The 21,105-nt window shown below is 46.6% G+C and carries 20 protein-coding genes; 13 read left to right on the top strand and 7 right to left on the bottom strand.

The genetic code is table 11. The features are described 5' to 3' along the window. Window positions 1–58: 58 nt before the first annotated feature. Window positions 59–505 carry a DNA polymerase III subunit chi gene (locus tag ACFOEE_RS11725; protein ID WP_377124403.1) on the top strand — a complete coding sequence of 149 codons (447 nt, stop codon included), beginning with the start codon at window positions 59–61 and terminating at the stop codon, window positions 503–505. A 24-nt stretch (window positions 506–529) separates the two neighbouring features. Then, window positions 530–3,376 carry a valine--tRNA ligase gene (locus ACFOEE_RS11720; protein ID WP_377124401.1) on the top strand — a complete coding sequence of 949 codons (2,847 nt, stop codon included), beginning with the start codon at window positions 530–532 and terminating at the stop codon, window positions 3,374–3,376. Window positions 3,377–3,570: 194 nt separating this feature from the next. On the opposite strand, the gene ACFOEE_RS11715 is transcribed toward ACFOEE_RS11720, so the two are convergent. Continuing rightward, window positions 3,571–4,836, bottom strand: a complete 1,266-nt coding sequence (locus ACFOEE_RS11715) for an outer membrane protein transport protein (protein WP_377124399.1) — start codon at window positions 4,834–4,836, stop codon at window positions 3,571–3,573. A 277-nt stretch (window positions 4,837–5,113) separates the two neighbouring features. On the opposite strand from ACFOEE_RS11715, the gene ACFOEE_RS11710 reads away from it, so the two are divergent. Beyond that, the gene (locus tag ACFOEE_RS11710; RefSeq protein WP_377124397.1) at window positions 5,114–5,431 is read left to right on the top strand and encodes a hypothetical protein; all 318 of its coding nucleotides are present in this window, start codon (window positions 5,114–5,116) and stop codon (window positions 5,429–5,431) included. On the opposite strand, the gene ACFOEE_RS11705 is transcribed toward ACFOEE_RS11710, so the two are convergent. The 4 genes from ACFOEE_RS11705 to pepB form a co-directional block, all read right to left on the bottom strand. Beyond that, window positions 5,397–6,752 carry an HD-GYP domain-containing protein gene (locus ACFOEE_RS11705; RefSeq protein WP_377124395.1) on the bottom strand — a complete coding sequence of 452 codons (1,356 nt, stop codon included), beginning with the start codon at window positions 6,750–6,752 and terminating at the stop codon, window positions 5,397–5,399. The two genes, ACFOEE_RS11710 and ACFOEE_RS11705, sit on opposite strands and share 35 nt — an antisense overlap. A gap of 256 nt (window positions 6,753–7,008) precedes the next feature. Continuing rightward, the gene (gene rraB / locus ACFOEE_RS11700) at window positions 7,009–7,344 is read right to left on the bottom strand and encodes a ribonuclease E inhibitor RraB (protein WP_377124393.1); all 336 of its coding nucleotides are present in this window, start codon (window positions 7,342–7,344) and stop codon (window positions 7,009–7,011) included. Next, window positions 7,328–8,056, bottom strand: coding sequence for a 1-acylglycerol-3-phosphate O-acyltransferase (locus ACFOEE_RS11695; RefSeq protein WP_377124391.1), 729 nt, complete (start codon window positions 8,054–8,056; stop codon window positions 7,328–7,330). Before ACFOEE_RS11695 ends, rraB begins: the two co-directional genes overlap by 17 nt. A 150-nt stretch (window positions 8,057–8,206) precedes the next feature. After that, complete coding sequence (gene pepB / locus ACFOEE_RS11690) at window positions 8,207–9,499, bottom strand: aminopeptidase PepB (RefSeq protein WP_377124389.1); 1,293 nt, start codon at window positions 9,497–9,499, stop codon at window positions 8,207–8,209. Window positions 9,500–9,622: 123 nt separating this feature from the next. Between pepB and sfsA the strand changes: the two genes are divergently transcribed. From sfsA to ACFOEE_RS11645, 9 genes are all read left to right on the top strand, one after another. Then, entirely contained in the window at window positions 9,623–10,351 is a 729-nt protein-coding gene (gene sfsA, locus ACFOEE_RS11685) for a DNA/RNA nuclease SfsA (protein WP_377124387.1), read from the top strand. A gap of 295 nt (window positions 10,352–10,646) precedes the next feature. Continuing rightward, on the top strand, window positions 10,647–11,090 hold the full coding sequence (dksA, locus tag ACFOEE_RS11680; protein WP_377124385.1) for an RNA polymerase-binding protein DksA: 444 nt from the start codon (window positions 10,647–10,649) through the stop codon (window positions 11,088–11,090). Between the two features lie 10 nt (window positions 11,091–11,100). Further along, window positions 11,101–12,018, top strand: coding sequence for a tRNA glutamyl-Q(34) synthetase GluQRS (gluQRS, locus tag ACFOEE_RS11675; protein WP_377124383.1), 918 nt, complete (start codon window positions 11,101–11,103; stop codon window positions 12,016–12,018). Window positions 12,019–12,373: 355 nt separating this feature from the next. Next, window positions 12,374–13,744, top strand: a complete 1,371-nt coding sequence (gene pcnB / locus ACFOEE_RS11670) for a polynucleotide adenylyltransferase PcnB (protein ID WP_377124381.1) — start codon at window positions 12,374–12,376, stop codon at window positions 13,742–13,744. A gap of 16 nt (window positions 13,745–13,760) precedes the next feature. After that, window positions 13,761–14,267, top strand: coding sequence for a 2-amino-4-hydroxy-6-hydroxymethyldihydropteridine diphosphokinase (gene folK, locus ACFOEE_RS11665; protein WP_377124441.1), 507 nt, complete (start codon window positions 13,761–13,763; stop codon window positions 14,265–14,267). Window positions 14,268–14,296: 29 nt separating this feature from the next. Then, complete coding sequence (gene panB / locus ACFOEE_RS11660) at window positions 14,297–15,091, top strand: 3-methyl-2-oxobutanoate hydroxymethyltransferase (protein ID WP_377124379.1); 795 nt, start codon at window positions 14,297–14,299, stop codon at window positions 15,089–15,091. Next, a complete protein-coding gene (gene panC / locus ACFOEE_RS11655; RefSeq protein WP_377124377.1) occupies window positions 15,091–15,939 on the top strand; it encodes a pantoate--beta-alanine ligase in 849 nt (282 codons plus the stop codon). Before panB ends, panC begins: the two co-directional genes overlap by 1 nt. A 93-nt stretch (window positions 15,940–16,032) precedes the next feature. Beyond that, window positions 16,033–16,308: a hypothetical protein gene (locus ACFOEE_RS11650; protein WP_377124375.1), complete on the top strand. Its 276-nt coding sequence runs from the start codon at window positions 16,033–16,035 to the stop codon at window positions 16,306–16,308. A 75-nt stretch (window positions 16,309–16,383) separates the two neighbouring features. Beyond that, entirely contained in the window at window positions 16,384–17,199 is an 816-nt protein-coding gene (locus ACFOEE_RS11645) for a DUF2797 domain-containing protein (RefSeq protein WP_377124373.1), read from the top strand. Here the strand turns inward: ACFOEE_RS11645 and ACFOEE_RS11640 are convergent. Beyond that, window positions 17,172–19,691: an EAL domain-containing protein gene (locus ACFOEE_RS11640; protein WP_377124371.1), complete on the bottom strand. Its 2,520-nt coding sequence runs from the start codon at window positions 19,689–19,691 to the stop codon at window positions 17,172–17,174. The two genes, ACFOEE_RS11645 and ACFOEE_RS11640, sit on opposite strands and share 28 nt — an antisense overlap. A gap of 131 nt (window positions 19,692–19,822) precedes the next feature. Here ACFOEE_RS11640 and ACFOEE_RS11635 point away from each other — a divergent pair, with 131 nt between their 5' ends. Beyond that, window positions 19,823–20,155 carry a DUF4144 family protein gene (locus ACFOEE_RS11635; RefSeq protein ID WP_377124369.1) on the top strand — a complete coding sequence of 111 codons (333 nt, stop codon included), beginning with the start codon at window positions 19,823–19,825 and terminating at the stop codon, window positions 20,153–20,155. On the opposite strand, the gene ACFOEE_RS11630 is transcribed toward ACFOEE_RS11635, so the two are convergent. Next, complete coding sequence (locus tag ACFOEE_RS11630; RefSeq protein ID WP_377124367.1) at window positions 20,105–21,025, bottom strand: histone deacetylase family protein; 921 nt, start codon at window positions 21,023–21,025, stop codon at window positions 20,105–20,107. The genes ACFOEE_RS11635 and ACFOEE_RS11630 overlap by 51 nt on opposite strands. Window positions 21,026–21,105 lie beyond the last annotated feature (80 nt).

The following is a 21,105-nucleotide window of genomic DNA, read 5'->3' as shown; positions in this document are numbered from 1 at the left end:
AATTCGCCAGTGGCGCTTTGTAAGTTGACGAGCAAATCGGACAATTTGTCACCACATTATGACCACCACAGCTCACTTTTACGTGCTCGCCGCCAATGCCGAAACAGAGCCAACTCAATCGGCACATTTTGACTTAGCAGCGCGCACTGTTGCCCAGCAATATCGCCAAGGGGAACGGGTATTTGTGTACGTCGATGATGTGAGTCAAGCCCATGCGTTTGATGAACTGTTGTGGCAATTCGACGCCGATAGTTTTGTCCCGCATAACTTGCAAGGTGAGGGCCCCAAAGGCGGCGCGGCGGTTGAGATTGGTCAAACGCCGCCGGTAGGCAGACGTACAGTACTGCTCAACCTAGCCACAAAACTGCCCGATTTTATTCGCCGTTTTAATCATGTAATTGATTTTGTACCCGTTGAATCCGCTGCCAAACAAGCAGCTCGTGAGCGTTTTAAAGCGCTACGAGCGATGGGCGCGAGCATTACAACGACAGAGATCTCGCAATAAGGTATTTAATAAAGGTTCTGTGTAATGGATAAAACCTATAATCCACAAGATATTGAACAGTCGCTCTATCAAGACTGGGAAAGCAAAGGCTACTTTAAACCATCTGGCCAAGGTGCAGCGTATTCCATCATGATCCCGCCACCGAACGTCACCGGTAGCTTACACATGGGCCACGCCTTCCAAGATACCATTATGGATACTTTGATCCGTTACAAACGGATGCAAGGTAACAACACTTTATGGCAAGTGGGTACTGACCACGCCGGTATTGCAACACAAATGGTGGTTGAGCGTAAACTCGCCGCTGAAGAAGGCAAAACCCGTCATGACTTAGGCCGTGATGAGTTCATCAAAAAAGTGTGGGAATGGAAAGGTGAATCTGGCGGTACGATTACTCGCCAATTACGTCGCCTTGGTGCATCGGTTGATTGGGACCGTGAACGTTTCACTATGGATGAAGGCCTGTCAAACGCAGTAAAAGAAGTGTTTGTGCGTCTTTACCAAGACGACCTTATCTACCGTGGCAAGCGCCTAGTTAACTGGGACCCAAAACTCCACACCGCAATTTCTGATCTTGAAGTAGAAAACAAAGACAAACAAGGTCATATGTGGCACTTACGCTACCCACTAGCAGACGGTGTGAAAACTAAAGACGGTAAAGACTATATAGTCGTTGCCACCACCCGTCCAGAAACCATGCTGGGTGATACGGGTGTTGCAGTAAACCCAGCTGATGAGCGCTATCAAGACCTAATCGGCAAAGAGATTTTACTGCCGATCGTGAACCGCCGTATTCCCATTGTTGCCGACGAACATGCTGACATGGAAAAAGGCACGGGCTGCGTAAAAATCACCCCAGCGCACGACTTTAACGACAACGAAGTAGGTAAACGTCACCAGTTGCCTATGATCAACGTGTTCAACAAAGATGCGGCGATCCTCACTGCCGGTGAAACCTTCACTTTCGACGGTAAGCCATTATCATTTGACGCGCCCATTCCTGAGCGTTTCCACGGTTTAGACCGTTTTGATGCACGTGCGCAAATCGTTGCTGAGTTTGAAGCCGCTGGCCTGCTCGAAAAAATCGACGACCACAGCCTAACCGTACCTTACGGCGACCGTTCTGGCGTTGTGATTGAACCATTACTAACTGACCAATGGTACGTACGCGTTGCGCCTTTAGCAGCACCTGCGATTAAAGCAGTTGAAGACGGCGACATTCAATTCGTGCCAAAACAATACGAAAACATGTACTTCTCGTGGATGCGTGACGTACAAGATTGGTGTATTTCACGCCAATTATGGTGGGGTCACCGAATCCCTGCTTGGTACGATGCTGAAGGTAAGGTTTACGTAGGTCGCGACGAAGCGGAAGTACGTGCTAACCATAACCTTGGCGCAGATATCAGCCTTACTCAAGACGACGACGTACTCGATACGTGGTTCTCTTCTGCCCTTTGGACATTCTCAACGCAAGGTTGGCCAGAACAAACCGAAGACCTAAAAGTATTCCATCCGTCTGACGTGCTGGTAACTGGTTTTGACATCATTTTCTTCTGGGTTGCCCGGATGATCATGATGACCATGCACTTTGTCAAAGATGACGATGGCAAGCCACAAGTACCATTTAAAACCGTGTATGTGACGGGCCTTATCCGTGATGAAAACGGCGATAAAATGTCGAAATCAAAAGGTAACGTGCTTGATCCGCTCGACATGATTGACGGTATCGACCTTGAAAGCCTAGTTGAAAAGCGCACCGGTAATATGATGCAGCCGCAACTTGCCGCCAAGATTGAGAAAAACACCCGTAAAACTTTTGAAAAAGGCATTGAGCCACACGGTACTGACGCGCTGCGCTTTACTCTTGCTGCGATGGCATCGACAGGTCGTGACATCAACTGGGATATGAACCGTCTTGAAGGTTACCGTAACTTCTGCAACAAGTTGTGGAACGCCAGCCGTTATGTGCTGATGAATACCGAAGAGCAAGACTGTGGTTTCAATGGTGGCGACAAGCAACTGTCACTGGCAGACCGTTGGATCTTAGGTCAATTCCAGCACACAGTTAAAACCTTTAACGAGCATTTGGATAACTTCCGTTTCGACTTAGCAGCCAACACGGTTTATGAATTTACTTGGAACCAGTTCTGCGACTGGTACTTAGAACTCACTAAACCAGTACTATTCAAAGGCACAGAAGTTGAACAACGTGGTACACGCCATACTTTAATCACGGTACTGGAAGGTTTACTGCGGTTAATGCACCCATTGATGCCATACATCACAGAAACTATCTGGCTACGTGTTGCGCCGTTGGCAGGCATTAAAGCATCAACCATTATGCTGCAAGCTTTCCCACGTTTTGACGACAGCCAAGTAGATAGCCAAGCAATGGCAGATTTAGAGTGGGTGAAGCAATTTATCCTCGCTATCCGTAATATTCGTGGTGAAATGGACATTAGTCCAAGCAAACCACTGAACGTATTGCTAGCGGGTGTCAATGCTGAGGACCAACGCCGTTTAGACGCCAACAGCGCGTTCCTAAGCTCATTGGCGAAAATGGAAAGCGTTACTATTCTAGCCAACAAAGACGACGCGCCAGCCTCTGCAACCGCCTTTATCGGCGATCTTGCGATTATGATCCCAATGGCGGGCTTAATCGATGTTGAAGCTGAACTTGCACGTATCGAAAAGCAATTGGAAAAGGCAGAAAAAGGATTAGCACAAGTTGCGAACAAATTGGCAAATGAAAAGTTTGTCAGCAATGCTCCAGCTGCGGTATTGGAAAAAGAGCGTGAAAAGCTTGCTGAATACCAAGATGCAAAAGACAAACTGTTAGCGCAAAAAGCCAAAATAGAAAGTCTATAAATATCGTCAGTCTTAAAGTGAGTGCGGGGCAACCCGCCAAACTTAAAACTGAAATTGAAAAAGGCGCTTGGCGCCTTTTTTATTGTTTAGTGTCTATGGCGCGACTTTATGTCACGCTGATAAGGCAAAAAAATGGCTGCCTCTTGGCAGCCATTTTTTCCACTGTGATCAATACAGCTGAGCTTTAATAGCGCTTAGAATGCGTAGTTGTACTGCGCACCAATCACAGTCGCGTGACCGCGTGATTCAAAGCCCCACGCTTGTCCTAGGTTGTCGTGCTCAACAAAGTTTTGTGTTTTACCACGTAATACACTTACGCCTACATCAACGCTGCTTTGTGCGTCAATTTGATATTCGCCACCGAATGAGAACCAAATACGGTCTGTGTCTGGGATAGAAATCGACAAGTGCGCTTGATCCGCTGGTGATTGGTCATAAGCCAAACCTAAACGCAGTTTAAGCTCTTTTGAGTATTGGTAATCAGAGCCAACCGCAACACGCCATGAATTAGAGAACGATTCATTTTTGCTAAATACCGTACCACGGCCTTCAACTTGAGCCGCTAATGATTGGAAACTGTTCCAACCCGTCCAATTTAAGCTGGCGTGTACCCCTATCACCTCATTGTATTGATGTGAAGCTGAAAGCTCAGCCATAGCAGGTAGAGTTAGCTCTACGCTACCTGGTAACTTTTGCCCTTGCGTACCATAGAATGGCGCACCTGCTGGTAATTGATTGCTGAAATCGCCTTCAAAAGTGATGTCAGTTTCGCTGCGATAGCTAAAGCCAATACGTGTTTGCGCGTCTAACTCGTACGCTACGCCCACATGCCAACCAAATGCTTGGTCGTCACCCTCTAAACGCACTGCTTCTGTTTGCGCTGGTACTGGTAATGGTGAGGCACCAAAATTACGCACGATTTTCGCATCAGCATACACATGGTCAAGACCGAATGCCAAAGACCATTGCTCGTCTACTTTGTACGCCACGCTGAAATTGGTGTTAATCGTGACAATTTCTGTTTCGCCAGCCAGCTGACCTGCTGCATAGTTTGCGTCAAATTCGGTCGCTAAACCAAATTGCGAGTATACGCCCACGCCAACATACCATTGGTCATTAATTGGCTGGGTGTAATAAGCCGCAGGTATCACAGCGTTTGGTGCGATGCTGCTGTCATCAAGTACATTTGGGTTCATACCATTGTTGGTACTAGTACCAGCTAGACTCACGTCTGGCATCACATACATAGCAGCAACTGACGCTTGAGCTTGGTTAAATTGCGTCATCAGTGCCGCATTACGACCAACTACAGAAGCATCGTCCGCCGCGCTTGCTTCACCAGCATAGGCACGGCCAAGACCTGATACGTTTTGCTCTGCTAATTGAAACGCTGCTGCAAAAGATTGTGCAGACATAGCACTTAAACCGAGTGCGATAAGGCTTTTATAAAATACTTTCATTCTCAAATCCCATGTGTTCCTAAACAAATTGGTTTAGGTCTATTCACGATAAAGATGTACATCGAAATAAATCTTTCGCACCCTACCCAATTTTTTCTTAAAAAGCTTCAAGTTCGCGACCTAATAACAACCGTTCGCGCAAAAAGCACCCAACTTGCAACTATTTGTAAACAGATTAGACCTCAATCGATTTAAACGATAATGATTATCAATTTTATTGATTAATTTACCCAGTCGAATTACACTGAAGGCGTTTTGATACTTCAAGGATTTGTCTATGTGGCTTGCTTTATTGCTATTAAGTCTGGTGCTAACGGGCGTGAGCGTGTATTGCCTTGCATTGACCAATCGCTGCGCCTGCCGCACGCCGGGGGATTGTAACAATCCGATTAGCCTGTACTGGTTAGCAGCCATTATTGCCAGTGTACTGGCGCTACTTGCAGCTTGTTTGGCGGTACATGTGCAGATGGGTTCGTTACTATGGTTATTAATGATGGCTGCGTGTTTGAGCGGCGCTCAACTGGCGGGAATGCGCAGTGTTAGAAAAGCCTGCAAAGCGGCTAAATCAGCAAATGATCTTTTAACAAACGGCTAAGATTAATTTGATAATCCAGCGGCTTCACTGCCGCAACGATTTTAATATCGTGCTCGTTACTGCTTAAATCTAGCTCTTTTGCCGTAATATGATGAGAATGTTTGGTGTTGTAAAAAACCCGCACTTTTGGCGACGTTGGATGCAAGCGGTTGCCTTCTAAAACCAATGCGAGCCTTTCGTTGGTCAATTTAACTATCGTCCCTACTGGATGCACTCCCATACACTTAATAAAACGCTGTACCAATTCAGTATCAAACAAGTCTTTACTGGTCAGTAAATAGCGTAACGCGTGCACAGGCTCGTTGCCTTGCGCATGGGGTCTATCAGCAGTGATTGCATCATAAACGTCGACAATGGCCATGATGCGCGCGACTTTACTGATCTGCTCAGCCTTTAAGCCTCGTGGATAACCGCTGCCGTTTAAGCGCTCATGATGGTTGATGATCATATCCATCACTATCTTTGATAAACCTGCTTGCCCTTTGACCAAGCCCAGCGATTGTGCAACATGCTTTTCCACCGCTTTCATTTCTAAGTCATTGAGCTTACTATCTTTGTTTAAGATCCCTTGTGGCAGTTTGGCATGGCCAACATCATGTAACATCGCCCCCAGCGCAAGCTGCTCCACCGTTTCTGTACTTAGACCAAGGTACTTACCAAACACAGTTACTAAAATGGTGCAGTTGATCATGTGGCGCCAGTTGTAGTTATCCTTATCACGCAGGCGAGTCAAAATTGCCATCGCGTTGGGATTGCGAAACACCGACTCCACAATCTCTTTGCTCACTTCGTTAACTAGGCCAATATCAACCTGCATACCCGCAGTGATATCACCATACAAAGCTTGGATCTTGCGATTATGCTGCTCAAATTGCAGCATAGCACCGGAAAACTCCTCCTGAAGCGATACCAAGTCGTTACCATTAATGGCTTTAACCGGCTTATTAGTTGTTTCGTCTGCTGTCAGTGAGGATTTTTTTGTCGCAGCTTGCGGTTCTTTTTTAATGACCCGTTTGGCATTCGAAAGCTGGAAATCCCGCGCTGTGCTGGTATTTTTATCAGATGATGAGGAAGCGTCATTTGGTGTAGCTGCATCAGGCTCAGCAGGCGTTGGCTGGTATTTATCCGGAACAGCCACTTCACTTTGGGTAAAGTCTATCTTCAGCTCTAATACACCTTTGGCTCTGAGCTGTTTAATAATCGACTCATCACGCACCATACCGCGTGATTTAATCTTTACTTTTGAATCCCCACTTTGTTTGCTAACACTGTCCACAAACATGCCGGGCATTAATTCTGAAATAGGCAGATTGACTAGCATGAATTCACGAAACAGAACAAAAAATAGCAAGGGCGATTATAAGCATTTTTTCGTGAGGTTTGTCCAGTCTGGCTCGCATAATTGATACATTTGCATGATATTTATGCCGCTAAACGGCAAGGCTTGTGCTCGCAATTCGCGCTAGGCGTAGCTTAATGCCACATTGAAGTGCTCTTATTCGGCTGGGAAACCCCGCCTGCCGATTACGGCAGAACGGGATTGTGTCGAGCGATGTCAAAACATTCGCAGCGACAGTTTATTCTTGGAAGTAAGTACCCCAACCGTCGTATTCAACGCCGGTTTGGGTTGCAATTGCAACCAACTTATCGACATCTTCCATGATCACATCTGCATCCAGCTCAGACTCAACCACCACATCAAAACCCCAGATCTTACCGCCGTCTTCAAGTTCCAGCTCAGCAGGTTCTTCGACATCATAACCTAGTTTGAACGCAGCTAAAGCGGCTTGTTCGAGCTTATCGAAGTCTTCACACACAAAATGGTGCTCTACTTCATACAATACTTCCGGGTTTGAGCCGTCTTCTAACAACGAAGCGACGATGTCTTCGCTGATCTCACGCCAGTTTTCCATTCGTTTCTCTCACTTTTGCGTCAAGTTCTGCAATGCGTGCAGCCATTAGTTGATGTACGGCAGCAGCATGGTCGCGCGCGCTCACTTGACTATCTAAATACATGGGCGCGAGCATATCAATGTAGATTGTACCATTATCCCAGCGATTTAGCTTAATCGCTTTATGGGTTGAGTTCATACAAACTGGCACGACTGGCACATCGGCATTGAGTGCGGTGTGAAAGGCGCCGGTTTTAAACGGCAACAAGCCGCGGCCATAACTGCGCGTACCTTCTGGAAACATCCACACCGACAAACCTTGCTGCTTAATTTTACTGGCCGCCTTGCCTAAAGTGCCCATGGCTTTATTACGGTTACCACGGTCAATTAAAATATTGCCAGACAACCAGTACAGCTGCCCAAAGAAGGGGATCCACTTAAGACTTTTTTTACCCATGCTCACGGTATTTTCTGGCACTACCGCAGGTAAGGTGAACAAATCATAGTTATTTTGGTGATTGGCAACATAAATCGCAGGCCCCACTGTTTGTAATTCAGTAGCGCGATTGACGACCACTTTAACCCCTAATAGCTTGGCCATTTTGCCAAACCAGCTCGACACAATATGCACATTGTTGCTGTGGAAAGGTTTAATCAAACACAACACAATGCCAAACAAACAACTGAATACGATAAACATCGCCATCGCCAGAATACGCAACAAAGCTAACAACGCAGCAACTCCAAGGGACAAAATTGAGGGCATTATAGCCAATACAGCGTACACTTGTAAGCTCAATTTTTAGCAACAATAAAAAAGCCCAGAGTAATAAACCTGAGCCTTTGAATTTAATAGATTATACCCTTTACATTTGGTATGTTCTTACGCTTTTGCGAGTAATGTACGTGCAATAGTACGAATACCTTGGGTTGTCGCACCAGCAGCCCATTGTGCACCTGCGCTGTCACGGAAACACGCCGCTAAATCGATATGAACCCAACCTTTGCCGTCATTTGGCACAAAACGCGACAAGAAACCAGCCGCATTTGACGCGCCACCTGCACCACCACCTTTAACTGCGCGGCTATTGGCAGTATCTGCATAGGCTGACGGACAGGCTTGTTGGTGCCATTTTTCTAATGGCAGCGGCCATACGGCTTCGTTTTCAGCGCTTGCAAACTCACATACTTCGCTCACCAGCGCTTTGTCGAGACCAAAAATCGCATTGTATTCTTGCCCAACCGCAGTCAGTGCCGCCCCCGTGAGCGTTGCCGCATCAATAATTAATGGTGCACCAGTTTCGCCTGCAGCCATCAAACCGTCAGCCAATACTAAGCGACCTTCCGCATCGGTATTAACGATTTCAACCGTGGTGCCATTTTTATAAGTCAGGATGTCGCCCAGTTTGTAAGCATGACCTGAAATTAGGTTTTCCGCACAACATAAAAACAGTTTAACGCGCTTATTTAAGCCGCGTTGCATCGCCAGCGCCAATGCGCCAGTCACCGTTGCTGCGCCGCCCATATCGCATTTCATGCCCAGCATACCTTCGCTGGCTTTGATTGAGTAACCGCCCGAATCAAAAGTAATACCTTTACCGACTAAAGCCGCTGCAACTGGCTCATCATCTACACCGCTTGGGTTGTAGTCGAGCTCTAGAAGCACAGGTGGACGCTCACTGCCACGCCCCACTTCATGGATCCCAATCCATTGCTGTTCTAGGAGCGCTTTGCCTTTAATGATTTGATAACTCACGTATTCAGGCGCTAACGATTGGATAAACTCAGCAGCCTTTGCGGCTAAGCTTTCTGGATAGATGTCTTCCGCAGTGCCGTTGATCATTTGACGTGCCCAAGTTGCTGCGCGACATAAAGCATTTAATTCGTTGAGATCAGAGCGAGCATTGTCAGCAAAACTCACACCATCTAATTGTTTTGGATTAACAAAACCTTGATAAAACGCCCACTGTGATTCGGTATCCCATAACTCGCCTTGCAATGCCACTTTGCTCACGCCTTGAGAAGCAATGCTGCGTGCCGCACGCTGAATATGTTTAAGCGGTTCAACCGCAGGGACGTGGATCATGGCGCCCTGGCTGTCAAAAGAAACGCCAGTATTTGCCCATACCCCAGCTGCTGGGGTAGCACTTAAACGGACTAAAAATTGTTCAGACATGTTGTTCTCGTTCGCTCATTGTTATCAGATAACTGACCGTCTTTGCCAACAGCAAAGATGATCTTAAAGTGTTTCTGAGTGTACACTAGCCTGATTGCTGACCCAACTAAATGCGAGTAAAACATGCAGTATTCTGCGCCGTTACAATCTGCACTGTTAATCCAGCGTTACAAACGCTTTTTAGTCGATGTTCGGGATGAAACGGGCCGAGAATTTACCTTGCACTGCGCTAATACGGGCAAAATGACTGGCTGTGCTGAACCTGGGGTGCGGGCTTACTATTCAACCAGCGATAACCCTAAGCGCAAGTACGCGCATTCCTTAGAATTAACCGAAAGCCTAAGCGGTGAGCTGATTTGCGTTAATACTGCACGAGCCAATCAAGTTGCCATTGAAGCGGTTAACCAAGGTTTAATTCGAGAATTACAAGGTTATTCAACGCTGCAAAGTGAAGTGAAATATGGCGATGAACAAAGTCGCATTGACATTTTATTAACTGAGGGTGACAAGCGCTGCTATATAGAAGTGAAATCCGTCACCCTCCTGAGTGCTGGGCAAGGCTATTTTCCTGATGCGCAAACCGTGCGGGGGCAAAAGCATTTGCGCGAGCTGATGGCGATGAAAGCGCAAGGCTATCGTGCGGTGTTATTGTTTATCGTGATGCACAACGGTATCCATAATGTCAGCCCAGCGGCGCATATTGACCCCCAATACACCCTGTTATGTCAACAAGCAGCACAAGCCGGGGTGGAGTTTCTTGCTTATCGCTGTGAAGTTTCTCCGCAACGGTTACAGATTCGCGATAAAATCCCAGTACTCAATCTTGATAACGGCGATTCAGCCCCAATATAGGGCGCTTATGTTGTGATAACGCGTATTAGGTTGCTTATGGCCAACCTAATAAGTTCACATCACTTCAATATGCTGAGCAAACTGCATGTTATTGGCGCATTTTTTGCTGTTAGCCATAACAGCTAAGTAGATCTTCCCACTCTTAGGTAGATTAATACTCACACCTATTTCGTAGCACCTTGCCAAGCTGGGTGCGAAAAGATAGGAAAAAAGTAATTGCCTAGGGGGGAGTATTCTGCTATTTATAGCCGCCGGCGAAAGCTGGGGTAAGAGATTAAGGATTTAGGAGATTGCTATGCCAGAGCAAAAGAAACTTGGGTTGTTAGCCCAAGCTGGTTTAGAGCCGTATCAAGAAAAACCAGGCGAAGAGTATATGAATGAAGCACAACGTGCTCATTTCAAAAAGATTTTGGAGGCATGGCGCAACGATCTAAGAAATGAAGTGGATCGCACTAAAACGCACATGCAAGACGAAGCTGCTAACTTCCCTGATCCGGTTGACCGCGCGGCACAAGAAGAAGAATTCTCGCTTGAACTGCGTGCACGCGACCGAGAACGTAAACTGATCAAAAAGATAGAAAAGACGTTACAACTGATTGAAGATGACGACTTTGGCTATTGCGATTCATGTGGTATCGAAATCGGTATCCGTCGCTTAGAAGCTCGTCCAACCGCAGATCTTTGTGTTGACTGCAAAACTTTAGCGGAAATCAAAGAGAAGCAAACAGGTCGCGGATAATCACCCGACCATGACACTTACCTCAGCATTATTAGGGAGCTATCGAGGCCGATTTGCTCCCTCCCCTTCGGGTTCACTCCATTTTGGTTCATTGATAGCCGCCTTAGCCAGTTATCTGGACGCCAAAGCCAATCACGGCACTTGGTTAGTGCGTATTGAAGACATTGATACCCCACGAGTGGTCAAAGGTGCCGACAGCGACATTCTGCGTACTTTAGAAGCTTATGGCCTCCACTGGGACGAAAGTGTCATTTGGCAAAGCCAGCGTCACGCCCGCTATCAAGAGATCTTAAACGCATTACTAAATCAACAACAATGCTATGCCTGTCATTGTACGCGCAAACAGATTAAAGCCGCAGGCGGCCTCTACGCCGGGCATTGTCGTTCATTAGGATTAACCGCCGAGCACCATGCGTTACGCATTGCCCAGCACTGCCCTGTATACCAATTTAATGATGCCATTCAGGGCCTTGTCACAGTAAACACGGAGCTGGCGCAAGAAGACTATATAGTTAAACGCAGTGACGGCCTATATGCCTATCAACTGGTGGTGGTGGTCGATGATCACGACCAGCAGATCAGTCATATTATCCGCGGCGCTGATTTACTTGAACCGACAGCAAGGCAACTCAGTTTGTTTCAGCAACTCGGCTGGCAACAACCCTTATATGGGCACGTTCCGTTAGCGGTTGCTGCACCTGGGTTTAAATTGTCCAAGCAAAATCATGCCCCCGCAATTGATAATCGACACCCACAACCGGCTTTATGTGCTGCATTAGCATTTTTGGGTATCACGGTACCGACCGCTTTGCAAAATGCCCCAGTCACTGAGTTACTAGCCTATGCGATTACACACTATCAACGTGCGAATGTACCGCAAAAACTAGAAGTTGTGGTGCAACAAGGCACAGCTGGCTATCAATTTTAATTACGAGTTTATTGCCAGATAGCCATGCTGAACTGACTATTTAGCCCACTCCTTGGCTTTTGTGCTGCTGTAAACGCATTTTATTCATAACCTTGGTATTAATTTTTGCAATTAGCTGTTATATGATAGCGGCCCTTAGCAGATAGCCTAAACTTCAAGCGATTGTGTCGCGATTTCAGGCCGATTCGCCAGCAGATAGCAGCATGTTGCCGTTATAGCATCGCGCTGCTGCGTTGCAAGTAATGAATGAAACGTCGTTATCTGTGTGCAACACACGAATACTGCTAACATGATATAAACAATAACCGGGAGAAGCGTTATTATTTCCAAATTGTTCAAATTTTGCCGTCAGATCATGACTTCGGCAGATCAGAGCAAACCAGCATCTGTTGCGATGTTGGCTGAGCCGTTGTTGGTGCCGCGCAGTGAGCACGGGATCTCACGCAAACAATTTAGCCCAAATGCAATCAAAGTTCTGTATCGCTTAAAAGATGCGGGTTACGAGGCATACCTTGTAGGTGGTTGTATTCGCGATATTTTGTTGGGAATAGAACCAAAAGATTTTGACGTTGTGACCAACGCCAAACCGGAAGAAATAAAACGTTTGTTCCGTAATTGTCGTTTAATTGGCCGTCGCTTCCGTCTTGCGCATATCGTGTTTGGCCAAGAAATTATCGAAGTGGCGACCATGCGCGGTCATCATCAAGAAAATGAAAGCGAAGACGAAACCCCGGCAACCCATATCAGTCACGCCAGCGATGAAGGTCAACTGCTGCGTGATAACGTCTATGGCACCATAGAAGAAGATGCCGAGCGTCGTGATTTCTCAATCAACGCTTTATATTACTCCATCAACGATTTCAGTATTCGTGACTACGCCAATGGCCTTGCTGCCATTAAAGCACGTAAAATTGAATTGATTGGTGACCCAGAAACTCGCTATCGCGAAGATCCTGTACGCATGCTGCGTGCGGTGCGTTTTGCGACTAAGCTGGATATGAGCATTGCCCCTGCAACGCGTGCGCCAATCCCTCAACTTGCCGACTTACTCAGCAATATTCCAGCTGCGCGCCTATTTGAAGAATGCTTAAAACTGTTTTTAAACGGCAAAGCCGAAGCCAACTTTTTGATGCTTCGCGAGCTTGGCTTGTTCAAATACTTGTTCCCAGCGACTGATAAAGCCTTAAATCAAGACCAAAGTGGCTTCAATCAACGCTTTATTCAGCAGATGTTTGCCAATACCGATGAGCGCATTAATGCTGATAAAAAAGTCACGCCAGCGTTTATTTTTGCTGCTTTACTATGGCAACCATTAAAACAGCGTGCAGAGACCATAATGCAGCGTGACAGCATGCTTGAACATGATGCTTACAATATTGCGATGAACCAAGTTCTTGCTGACAGTGCACGCCATGTTGCCGTACCTAAGCGCTTTACCATAGGCGCGCGCGATATTTGGCATCTGCAGTTACGCTTAGATAAACGCGCAGGACAACGTGCTTACCGTTTAAGCTTACAACCTAAATTCCGCGCCGCTTATGACTTCCTATTACTGCGCGTTGCCAGTGGCGAAACCGCCTTACAAGAATTGGCTGATTGGTGGACGAACTATTTAGAGAAAGATACGCAAGGACAAAAAACTATGGTTAAAACCTTAGATGAAGGTCCGCGCCCACGTCGTCGTCGCCCACGTAAACCTAGAAAAAAGCCGACTGATAATGACTGATAACCACCCGCAGGCAATGCACAAGGTTTATATTGGCCTTGGCGCCAACCAAGGCGCGCCAATTGCACAGTTGACAGGTGCGCTGCAGGCACTAGCCCGTGATACACAAATAAGCGCTTTGCGTGTTTCTAAGTTATACGCGTCCAAACCTATGGGACCCCAAGATCAGCCCGACTATGTCAATGCGGTGGCTGAATTTACCACTCTACTTACCCCTTTAGCGCTACTCGACAAACTGCAAGCGCTGGAATTGCAATTTGGTCGCGTGCGCAAAGATGAGCGTTGGGGTCCAAGAACGTTAGATCTTGATATACTGTTATTTGCTGATGCGGTGATCAATACGCCGCGACTGACCGTACCGCATTATGGTATGACAGTGCGCGAGTTTGTAATTTACCCATTAAGCGACTTAGCCCCAAGCCTTTGCCTTGCAAATGGGCAAACTGTGGCTGAGTTAAAACAGGCTTTACCAGCCAATGGTATTTATGTAATGGATGACAACTGGTTTCCCCCGTTGGCATAAACTAAGCAAATCCGAGTGGAGAGATTGCTGTGGCTAAAACTTCCGTTTCTACCTTACTAAAAATGAAACAAGCAAAGCAAAAAATCGTTGCCCTAACTGCGTACGATGCCAGTTTTGCTAAACTCTTTCATGACGCTGGGGTAGAAATTATTCTGGTTGGCGATTCGCTAGGTATGGTGCTGCAAGGCGGTGATGACACCTTAGCGGTAACAATAGCAGACATTGCCTACCATACGCGTTGTGTGCGTGCCGGTAGCAAAGAATTATTTGTTATTGCTGACATGCCGTTTATGACTTATAGCAACCCAGCCGCGGCCTGTGAAAACGCCGCAACGTTGATGCGTGCTGGCGCCAATATGGTGAAGTTGGAAGGTGGTGAATGGCTATACGATAGTATCCGCTTACTTACCCAACAAGGTATTCCGGTGTGTGGTCACTTAGGGCTTACGCCGCAGTCGGTACATGTTTTTGGTGGCTTTAAAATTCAAGGCCGCGATGACGCACAAGCCGAGCGCATGATTGCCGATGCCAAAGCCTTAGAAGCAGCAGGCGCACAATTATTAGTAGTAGAATGTATTCCTAGCAGCTTAGCCAAACGCATCAGTGAAGCGGTCAGTATCCCAGTTATCGGTATAGGTGCTGGTAAAGAAACCGACGGGCAAATCTTAGTGATGCACGACCTAGTTGGTATTTCTGCAGGTTACATTCCCAAATTTTCGAAAAACTTTTTAGCTGAAACCGGCAATATGCCAGCAGCTGTGAAGAAGTATTGTGATGATGTAAAGTCGGGCGCGTTTCCAGGCCCAGAACACGAGTTTAATTAATGCAATCAATTAGTGAGATTAAATCGCTACGCAGTCAAATCAAGGCCTGGCGTCAGCAAGGCTTGAGCATTGCTTTCGTACCAACTATGGGCAATTTGCACCAAGGTCATTTCTCTTTGGTAGAAAAAGCCAAAACTTTGGCCGACAAAGTGGTGGTCAGTATTTTCGTTAATCCCATGCAATTTGGTAAAAATGAGGATCTCGACAAATACCCACGGACTTTGACCGAAGATAAACAAGGGCTAGCTGAGTTAAATACTGACATCGTCTTTACGCCAAGTGTTGAAACCATCTATCCAAACGGCTTAGATGCGCAAACTTATGTCGATGTACCTGAAGTGTCTCAAGGTTACTGTGGCGCTTCACGTCCGGGCCATTTTGTCGGTGTGGCAACGGTTGTCACTAAGCTGTTTAACTTAGTACAGCCTGATTTTGCCTGTTTTGGGGAAAAAGACTTTCAACAATTGGCGGTGATCCGCACTATGGTGAAAGATTTATCGATTCCGATTGAGATAATCGGTGTACCGACACAACGTGAAGTCAATGGCCTTGCTATGAGCTCACGTAATGGCTACCTCTCAGCAGAGCAAAAAGACACCGCTAAAGTGCTTTATGCAACCCTAAAGAATACCGCTGAAGCGCTAAAAACTGGCGATCGCCGTTTCGCAGTTTTAACCGAACAAGCAGAAGCTGCCATTACCGCTGCCGGCCTTAAAGTTGATTACTTTGCCATTGCAGAGCGTGATACTTTAAAACCTGCCAGCGCCACAGACAGCGACTTTGTTATTTTAGTCGCAGCCATGTTAGGTTCAGTTCGCCTGATTGACAATATTCAGGTATCTGCCTAAATTTAAAACGAAAAGGGCCTTTAAGGCCCTTTTTAAGCTCTGCCAAAAGCGCAGTAAAAAGCAACTCAGGGCGCTCAAAATAAGGAAAAGTGCATGTTTAACCCTCGCTTCACCCAGCGTTTTGTCGCACCACAACGTACGTTTGCTGCTGCATGCAGCGTGTTCATGTTAGCCGCTTGCCAAACCCAGCTGCCACCAGAATTAAACCAATGCGCACAGCAAAGCTATCAATGTGAACAGTCCTGTAAGCAACAAAGCTTGGACGGTACTTTAACCCAGCAACTGTGCCAAAATGAATGCATTGATATGTATAATCAGTGCAAACAACAAGCCGAAGCATTACTTAAAGAACGCGCCACAAGGCAATAAACTCAGTCGAGATTTTGGCGCCCTGCGCTTGCTCTGTTACACTGGCGTTTTTGTTATATCTTTAGGGGCGTAAAGATGCAAGGCACATTAAGCAAAATGCGTGGGCAAGCGGGTTCTCCGATTTCGTACTTTTTACCGCTAGGCGAACAGCAAGTGGCGCTCAATGATTTTATCGGTAAGGCTATCTCGCTCACATTTAGCGGCAATATCTTTTGCTGCAACTGTGGCAAAAAAACCAAAAAGAGCTTTTCGCAGGGCCATTGTTTTGTCTGCATGAAAAAACTCGCCAGCTGCGACATGTGCATTATGAAACCAGAAACCTGCCACTTTGCTGCTGGTACATGCCGTGAGCCTGAGTGGGCCGAGCAACATTGCATGGTGCCGCACTACGTTTATTTGGCTAACACCTCAGGTTTAAAAGTCGGTATTACGCGCCATAGCCAGATCCCGACCCGTTGGATTGACCAAGGCGCAACCCAAGCAGTGGCTATTTTCAAAGTACAAACCCGTTTGCAATCGGGTTTAGTGGAAGTGGCACTGAGCGAATTTGTAGCCGACAAAACCAATTGGCGCAATATGCTTAAAGATGTTGCTGTGGAGCTAGATTTAAAAGCCGAAGCAGAACGCTTAAAACCCCTTATCGCAAATAAACTGCAAGAGCTGACGGCACTTTACGGTGACAGTGCTATAGAAGCGCTCGACGAGCCGGTGATGGAGCTTTCCTTTCCAAAATTACACAGCGCCAACAAGCTCAGTTCATTTAATTTTGACAAAGATCCCGTTGCGAGTGGCATCCTACAAGGGATCAAAGGCCAGTACTTAATTTTTGATACTGGCGTGATCAATATTCGCAAGTTCACGGGTTATGAAGTGACTTTCACGGCATTGTAAAAACGTAACCACTCCTGCCCAGCCAATGGTTTACAAAACAAGTAGCCTTGGCTGGTATGGCAACCGAGCTTTTGCAAAAACTGCCGCTGTTCGGTTTTCTCTACCCCTTCTGCCACCACATGTAAATTAAGTGCTTTGGCCATCGCCACTATCGCGCTGACAATTTCACTATTGCCGTATTCGTCTGGGATCTTGGCAATAAAGCTGGCATCAATTTTCAAAATGTCGATAGGCAACTTAGTTAAGTAACTCAGTGCTGAGTAGCCTGTGCCAAAGTCATCCAGCGCAATACTGACGCCCAAAGCTTTAAGTTTTTTTAAGGTGATTTTAGCTTCATGGAGGTTAGTAACAAAACTACTCTCCGTCAGTTCGATTTCCAGATAACGGCCGTCAATCTGATAGCGTTCTAGCGCTAGTGCTACCGTTTGCGGCAAGTTACCATGGCTTAAATGCTGAGCTGAGACATTCACCGCCAGACGCCGAATATCGTGCCCTGCGGCGCGCCAGATACTAAGCTGCTCACAGGCTTTGTTGATAACCCAGCAATCTAATTTCACAATTAAACCCAGCTCTTCTGCAAGTGGGATAAATTGTGCAGGTGAAATCATGCCAAGTGCGGGGTCGCGCCAACGGACTAACGCTTCCACACTCATAATACGGCCACTGGTGAGACATTCCAGAGGCTGGAAATACAGTTCAAACTCATCATGTTCAAGCGCATGTTGAAAGCGGCTGAGCATCGATAAGCGCTCTAATGAACGCGCATTCATCGACGCTTTGTAAAGTTGAAATGAATTGCGCCCGACTTCTTTGGAACGGTACATGGCCACATCGGCATGTTTAAGTAAGGTTTCACTATCAAGCCCATCTTCAGGATAAATTGCTGCCCCAAGTGATGCGGTAGCCCCGACAGCAATCCCCGCGATATCAAAAGGTTTGCTCAGTGCCGCTAATATTTCATCGGCAAAGTGTACCACTTGTTCGATGCTTTTAATGTCGGTTAGTAGTACCACAAACTCATCGCCGCCAAGTCGAGCTAAAGTATCGCCTTCCGCTAAAATCCGTTTGATCCGCTCACTCACCTGCACCAGCAGCTGATCGCCCGCGCTGTGCCCCAAAGTGTCATTCACTTCTTTAAAGCGGTCTAAATCAATAAACATCACCGCCAATTTCAGTTTATCGCGATGCGCCGAAGCCAGTGCCATCGCCAAGCGGTCGTTGAATAAGCGTCGGTTTGGCAACCCAGTCAGTTCATCAAAATAGGCGAGCCGGACGATTTTTTCTTCGTTATTTTTTCGTTCGGTAATATCACTAAAAATCGCCGCGTACAACACGTCATCACTATATGGCTCATTAATCTCAATAATGGTCAGCCACTCAACGTAAATCTCACCATTTTTCTTACGGTTACAGATCTCGCCCTGCCACACGCCTTTTTCAGCCAACTCTTGCCACATTTTGTCGTAATAGGCTTTGCTATGCAGACCTGAGCTTAAAATACTCGGTTTTTTGCCTACCACTTCATACTCTTGATAGCCAGTTAAGGCACTAAAAGCCGGATTTATCTGAATAATTTCACCATTACTGCGGGTGATCATAATGCCATCCAGCGAAGCGCTGATGATACGATTGGCAAGATAGAGATTCTTTTCCGATTTTTGTAGCGCAATATCACGCTGAACTAAGACTTTTTCCAACTCACTACAGTAGGCGGTTTCAATTTCAGTGAGCACATTTTTCAATGCTAATAAACCAATCACAGTGCGCTGATGTGGCTCTACCACCACCAAATGGCGAATTGCATTGGCTGTCATTAGGCGATACGCATCAAACAGGCTATCGCTTGGAGTCACTTGCAACATAGGGAAGCTGGCAATGTCCCAGCACGGCTTACACCAATTTGGCTCCAAAATCACATAGGCAATATCGCGCTGGGTAATAATACCGTATTCATCACTCGCTTTATCGTGCACCAGCACTGCGGTGACCTTTTTCATCCGCATCACATCCACCACTTTTGCGAGGCTGTCACAACTATTTAAAATCGTGATATGGCGCTCATAATGGGCTTCAATCGGACGAAAATGTAAGTAGTGATCAAGTCCTTGATTACGCACTATGTCGGACAGTGAAATCACCCCACAAGGCTTATTGAAGCTATCCGTTACAAGTAGATGGCGAATTCCAAGCTGATGAAACTTAATTGTCGCGTCACTTAAGCTTTGCTCACTGTGAATGGCATGGACAGGTGACGCCATGTAAGCTTGAATGGGTGCATCGGCAAAATTAGGCTGGTTAAAGTCGATACGCACGCAGTCTGATTCAGTCCAGATCCCAACAATTTGCTCATGCTCTATGACAAAAATGGAGCTGACGTTACGCTCGCGCATTAAACTCACCGCAGCACGTAAAGGTGTTGCAACATCGCACGTGAGCAACCGATGTGATAACACATCTTGGATCTTCAACTGACGGGCATCTCCACTTTTCATTTCTCAATCCTCGCAACACAAGCTACAAAATCTAAACGACATACCAATTTGACCGACCATGTACGTTTAAATCGCCAAGGAAAATCGAGTATACTCTGGCTCATGCTTTATACTTTGATTGAGAACAATATATGCGTATTAAGTCGTACCCGATGTTGCTATTAGTGGCTGAGACTTTGGTCTATATTGATAGTGAAGAAAGCCTTAACGATGAGCTACATAGCCTTTCAGAACAGTCACTTAGTGAAAGTTATGGGATTTATCAGGACGCCTCATGCCTTTCACTACAAGGCCATGCGCTGACCCTACCAAGCTTAACGGATTTATCCCAACTGGTGCAGCAATCTTTGCTGCGTGAAGGTCACTGCTGTGTCAGTAAAATCCAACTGCGCAGCGTCAATGAAGCTTTCGCGTTACTCGCTGCCGAGCAAAGCCCGCAAATGTGCCGCAACACTGCGTCCTAGGGAAGAAAGCTCGTAGCCACCTTCAAGAAATGAAATAATGCCTTTGCTGTGGCATTGCTCAGCCACAGCCACCACTTGCTCGGTAAACCAAGCGTAGTCGGCTTCTACCAAGGCTAAGCTGGCCATATCATCTTCCAAATGGGCGTCAAATCCAGCACTGATAAAAATCAGCTCAGGCTGCTGCGCCTGTAGCTTGGGCAGCCAGTACTGCTCGAAAACGCCGCGTAGATCTTGACCGTTACTATTGATTGCCAGTGGCGAATTAACGATATGATCGTTATTAACCACTTCGCAATGGGGGTAAAATGGATACTGAAACAAAGAGCAAAACAGGATATTTTCGTCATCCATGAAAATATCCTGCGTACCGTTACCATGGTGTACATCAATATCCAGAATAGCGATACGCTTAACACCTTTTTGTTGTGCGTAACGCACCGCTATCGCCAGATTGTTATATACGCAAAAACCAGAAGAGGTATGTTGATTGGCATGATGGCCCGGTGGCCGCACCGCACAAAATGCCGCGTCATATTCACCCGCGAGTACATCATCTACGGCCATTAATCCCGCACCTACGGCTCGCTCAATCGCTTTGTAGGAATCTGGGCATAACCAAGTATCACCATCTAAAGAGGTCAAGCCCTCACTGGGTATAGCGGCATGCACTTTGGCAATCATGGCTCTGGTGTGCACTAAAGCAATATCGTCATCGCTCGCTTTGGGCGACGATTTATGAATTAGCATTAAATCTAACCCAGATGCCAACAAACGGTCGGAAATAGCGTCCAAACGCTCAGGGCACTCTGGATGCTCGGCAATCATTTTATGGCGGCGACATAAAGGATGAGTAATGATTGCAGTACGCATAAGCCGGGCTGTCCTTATTGGTTGTTCGCATCAATCTGTCTAACGTGTCATCAGTGTAGCAAACCTAGGCGCGCCTGACT

It is taken from the genome of Pseudoalteromonas fenneropenaei (genome assembly GCF_042643375.1).
Lineage (GTDB): Bacteria > Pseudomonadota > Gammaproteobacteria > Enterobacterales > Alteromonadaceae > Pseudoalteromonas > Pseudoalteromonas fenneropenaei.
Note: the sequence above shows the minus strand (reverse complement) of the source record. Positions and strands in the feature narration are given on the sequence as shown.

Excerpts from the sequence above, each read along its gene's own strand:
- ACFOEE_RS11705 (WP_377124395.1), bottom strand. The coding sequence starts at position 6,752 with ATGCTAGTCAATCTGCCTATTTCAGAATTAATGCCCGGCATGTTTGTG.
- ACFOEE_RS11640 (WP_377124371.1), bottom strand. The coding sequence starts at position 19,691 with ATGAAAAGTGGAGATGCCCGTCAGTTGAAGATCCAAGATGTGTTATCA.
- ACFOEE_RS11650 (WP_377124375.1), top strand. The coding sequence starts at position 16,033 with ATGTTTAACCCTCGCTTCACCCAGCGTTTTGTCGCACCACAACGTACG.
- rraB (WP_377124393.1), bottom strand. The coding sequence starts at position 7,344 with ATGGAAAACTGGCGTGAGATCAGCGAAGACATCGTCGCTTCGTTGTTA.
- pcnB (WP_377124381.1), top strand. The coding sequence starts at position 12,374 with ATGACTTCGGCAGATCAGAGCAAACCAGCATCTGTTGCGATGTTGGCT.
- folK (WP_377124441.1), top strand. The coding sequence starts at position 13,761 with ATGCACAAGGTTTATATTGGCCTTGGCGCCAACCAAGGCGCGCCAATT.
- ACFOEE_RS11645 (WP_377124373.1), top strand. The coding sequence starts at position 16,384 with ATGCAAGGCACATTAAGCAAAATGCGTGGGCAAGCGGGTTCTCCGATT.
- ACFOEE_RS11630 (WP_377124367.1), bottom strand. The coding sequence starts at position 21,025 with ATGCGTACTGCAATCATTACTCATCCTTTATGTCGCCGCCATAAAATG.
- gluQRS (WP_377124383.1), top strand. The coding sequence starts at position 11,101 with ATGACACTTACCTCAGCATTATTAGGGAGCTATCGAGGCCGATTTGCT.
- sfsA (WP_377124387.1), top strand. The coding sequence starts at position 9,623 with ATGCAGTATTCTGCGCCGTTACAATCTGCACTGTTAATCCAGCGTTAC.
- pepB (WP_377124389.1), bottom strand. The coding sequence starts at position 9,499 with ATGTCTGAACAATTTTTAGTCCGTTTAAGTGCTACCCCAGCAGCTGGG.
- ACFOEE_RS11635 (WP_377124369.1), top strand. The coding sequence starts at position 19,823 with ATGCGTATTAAGTCGTACCCGATGTTGCTATTAGTGGCTGAGACTTTG.
- panC (WP_377124377.1), top strand. The coding sequence starts at position 15,091 with ATGCAATCAATTAGTGAGATTAAATCGCTACGCAGTCAAATCAAGGCC.
- ACFOEE_RS11715 (WP_377124399.1), bottom strand. The coding sequence starts at position 4,836 with ATGAAAGTATTTTATAAAAGCCTTATCGCACTCGGTTTAAGTGCTATG.
- ACFOEE_RS11710 (WP_377124397.1), top strand. The coding sequence starts at position 5,114 with ATGTGGCTTGCTTTATTGCTATTAAGTCTGGTGCTAACGGGCGTGAGC.
- ACFOEE_RS11720 (WP_377124401.1), top strand. The coding sequence starts at position 530 with ATGGATAAAACCTATAATCCACAAGATATTGAACAGTCGCTCTATCAA.
- dksA (WP_377124385.1), top strand. The coding sequence starts at position 10,647 with ATGCCAGAGCAAAAGAAACTTGGGTTGTTAGCCCAAGCTGGTTTAGAG.
- ACFOEE_RS11725 (WP_377124403.1), top strand. The coding sequence starts at position 59 with ATGACCACCACAGCTCACTTTTACGTGCTCGCCGCCAATGCCGAAACA.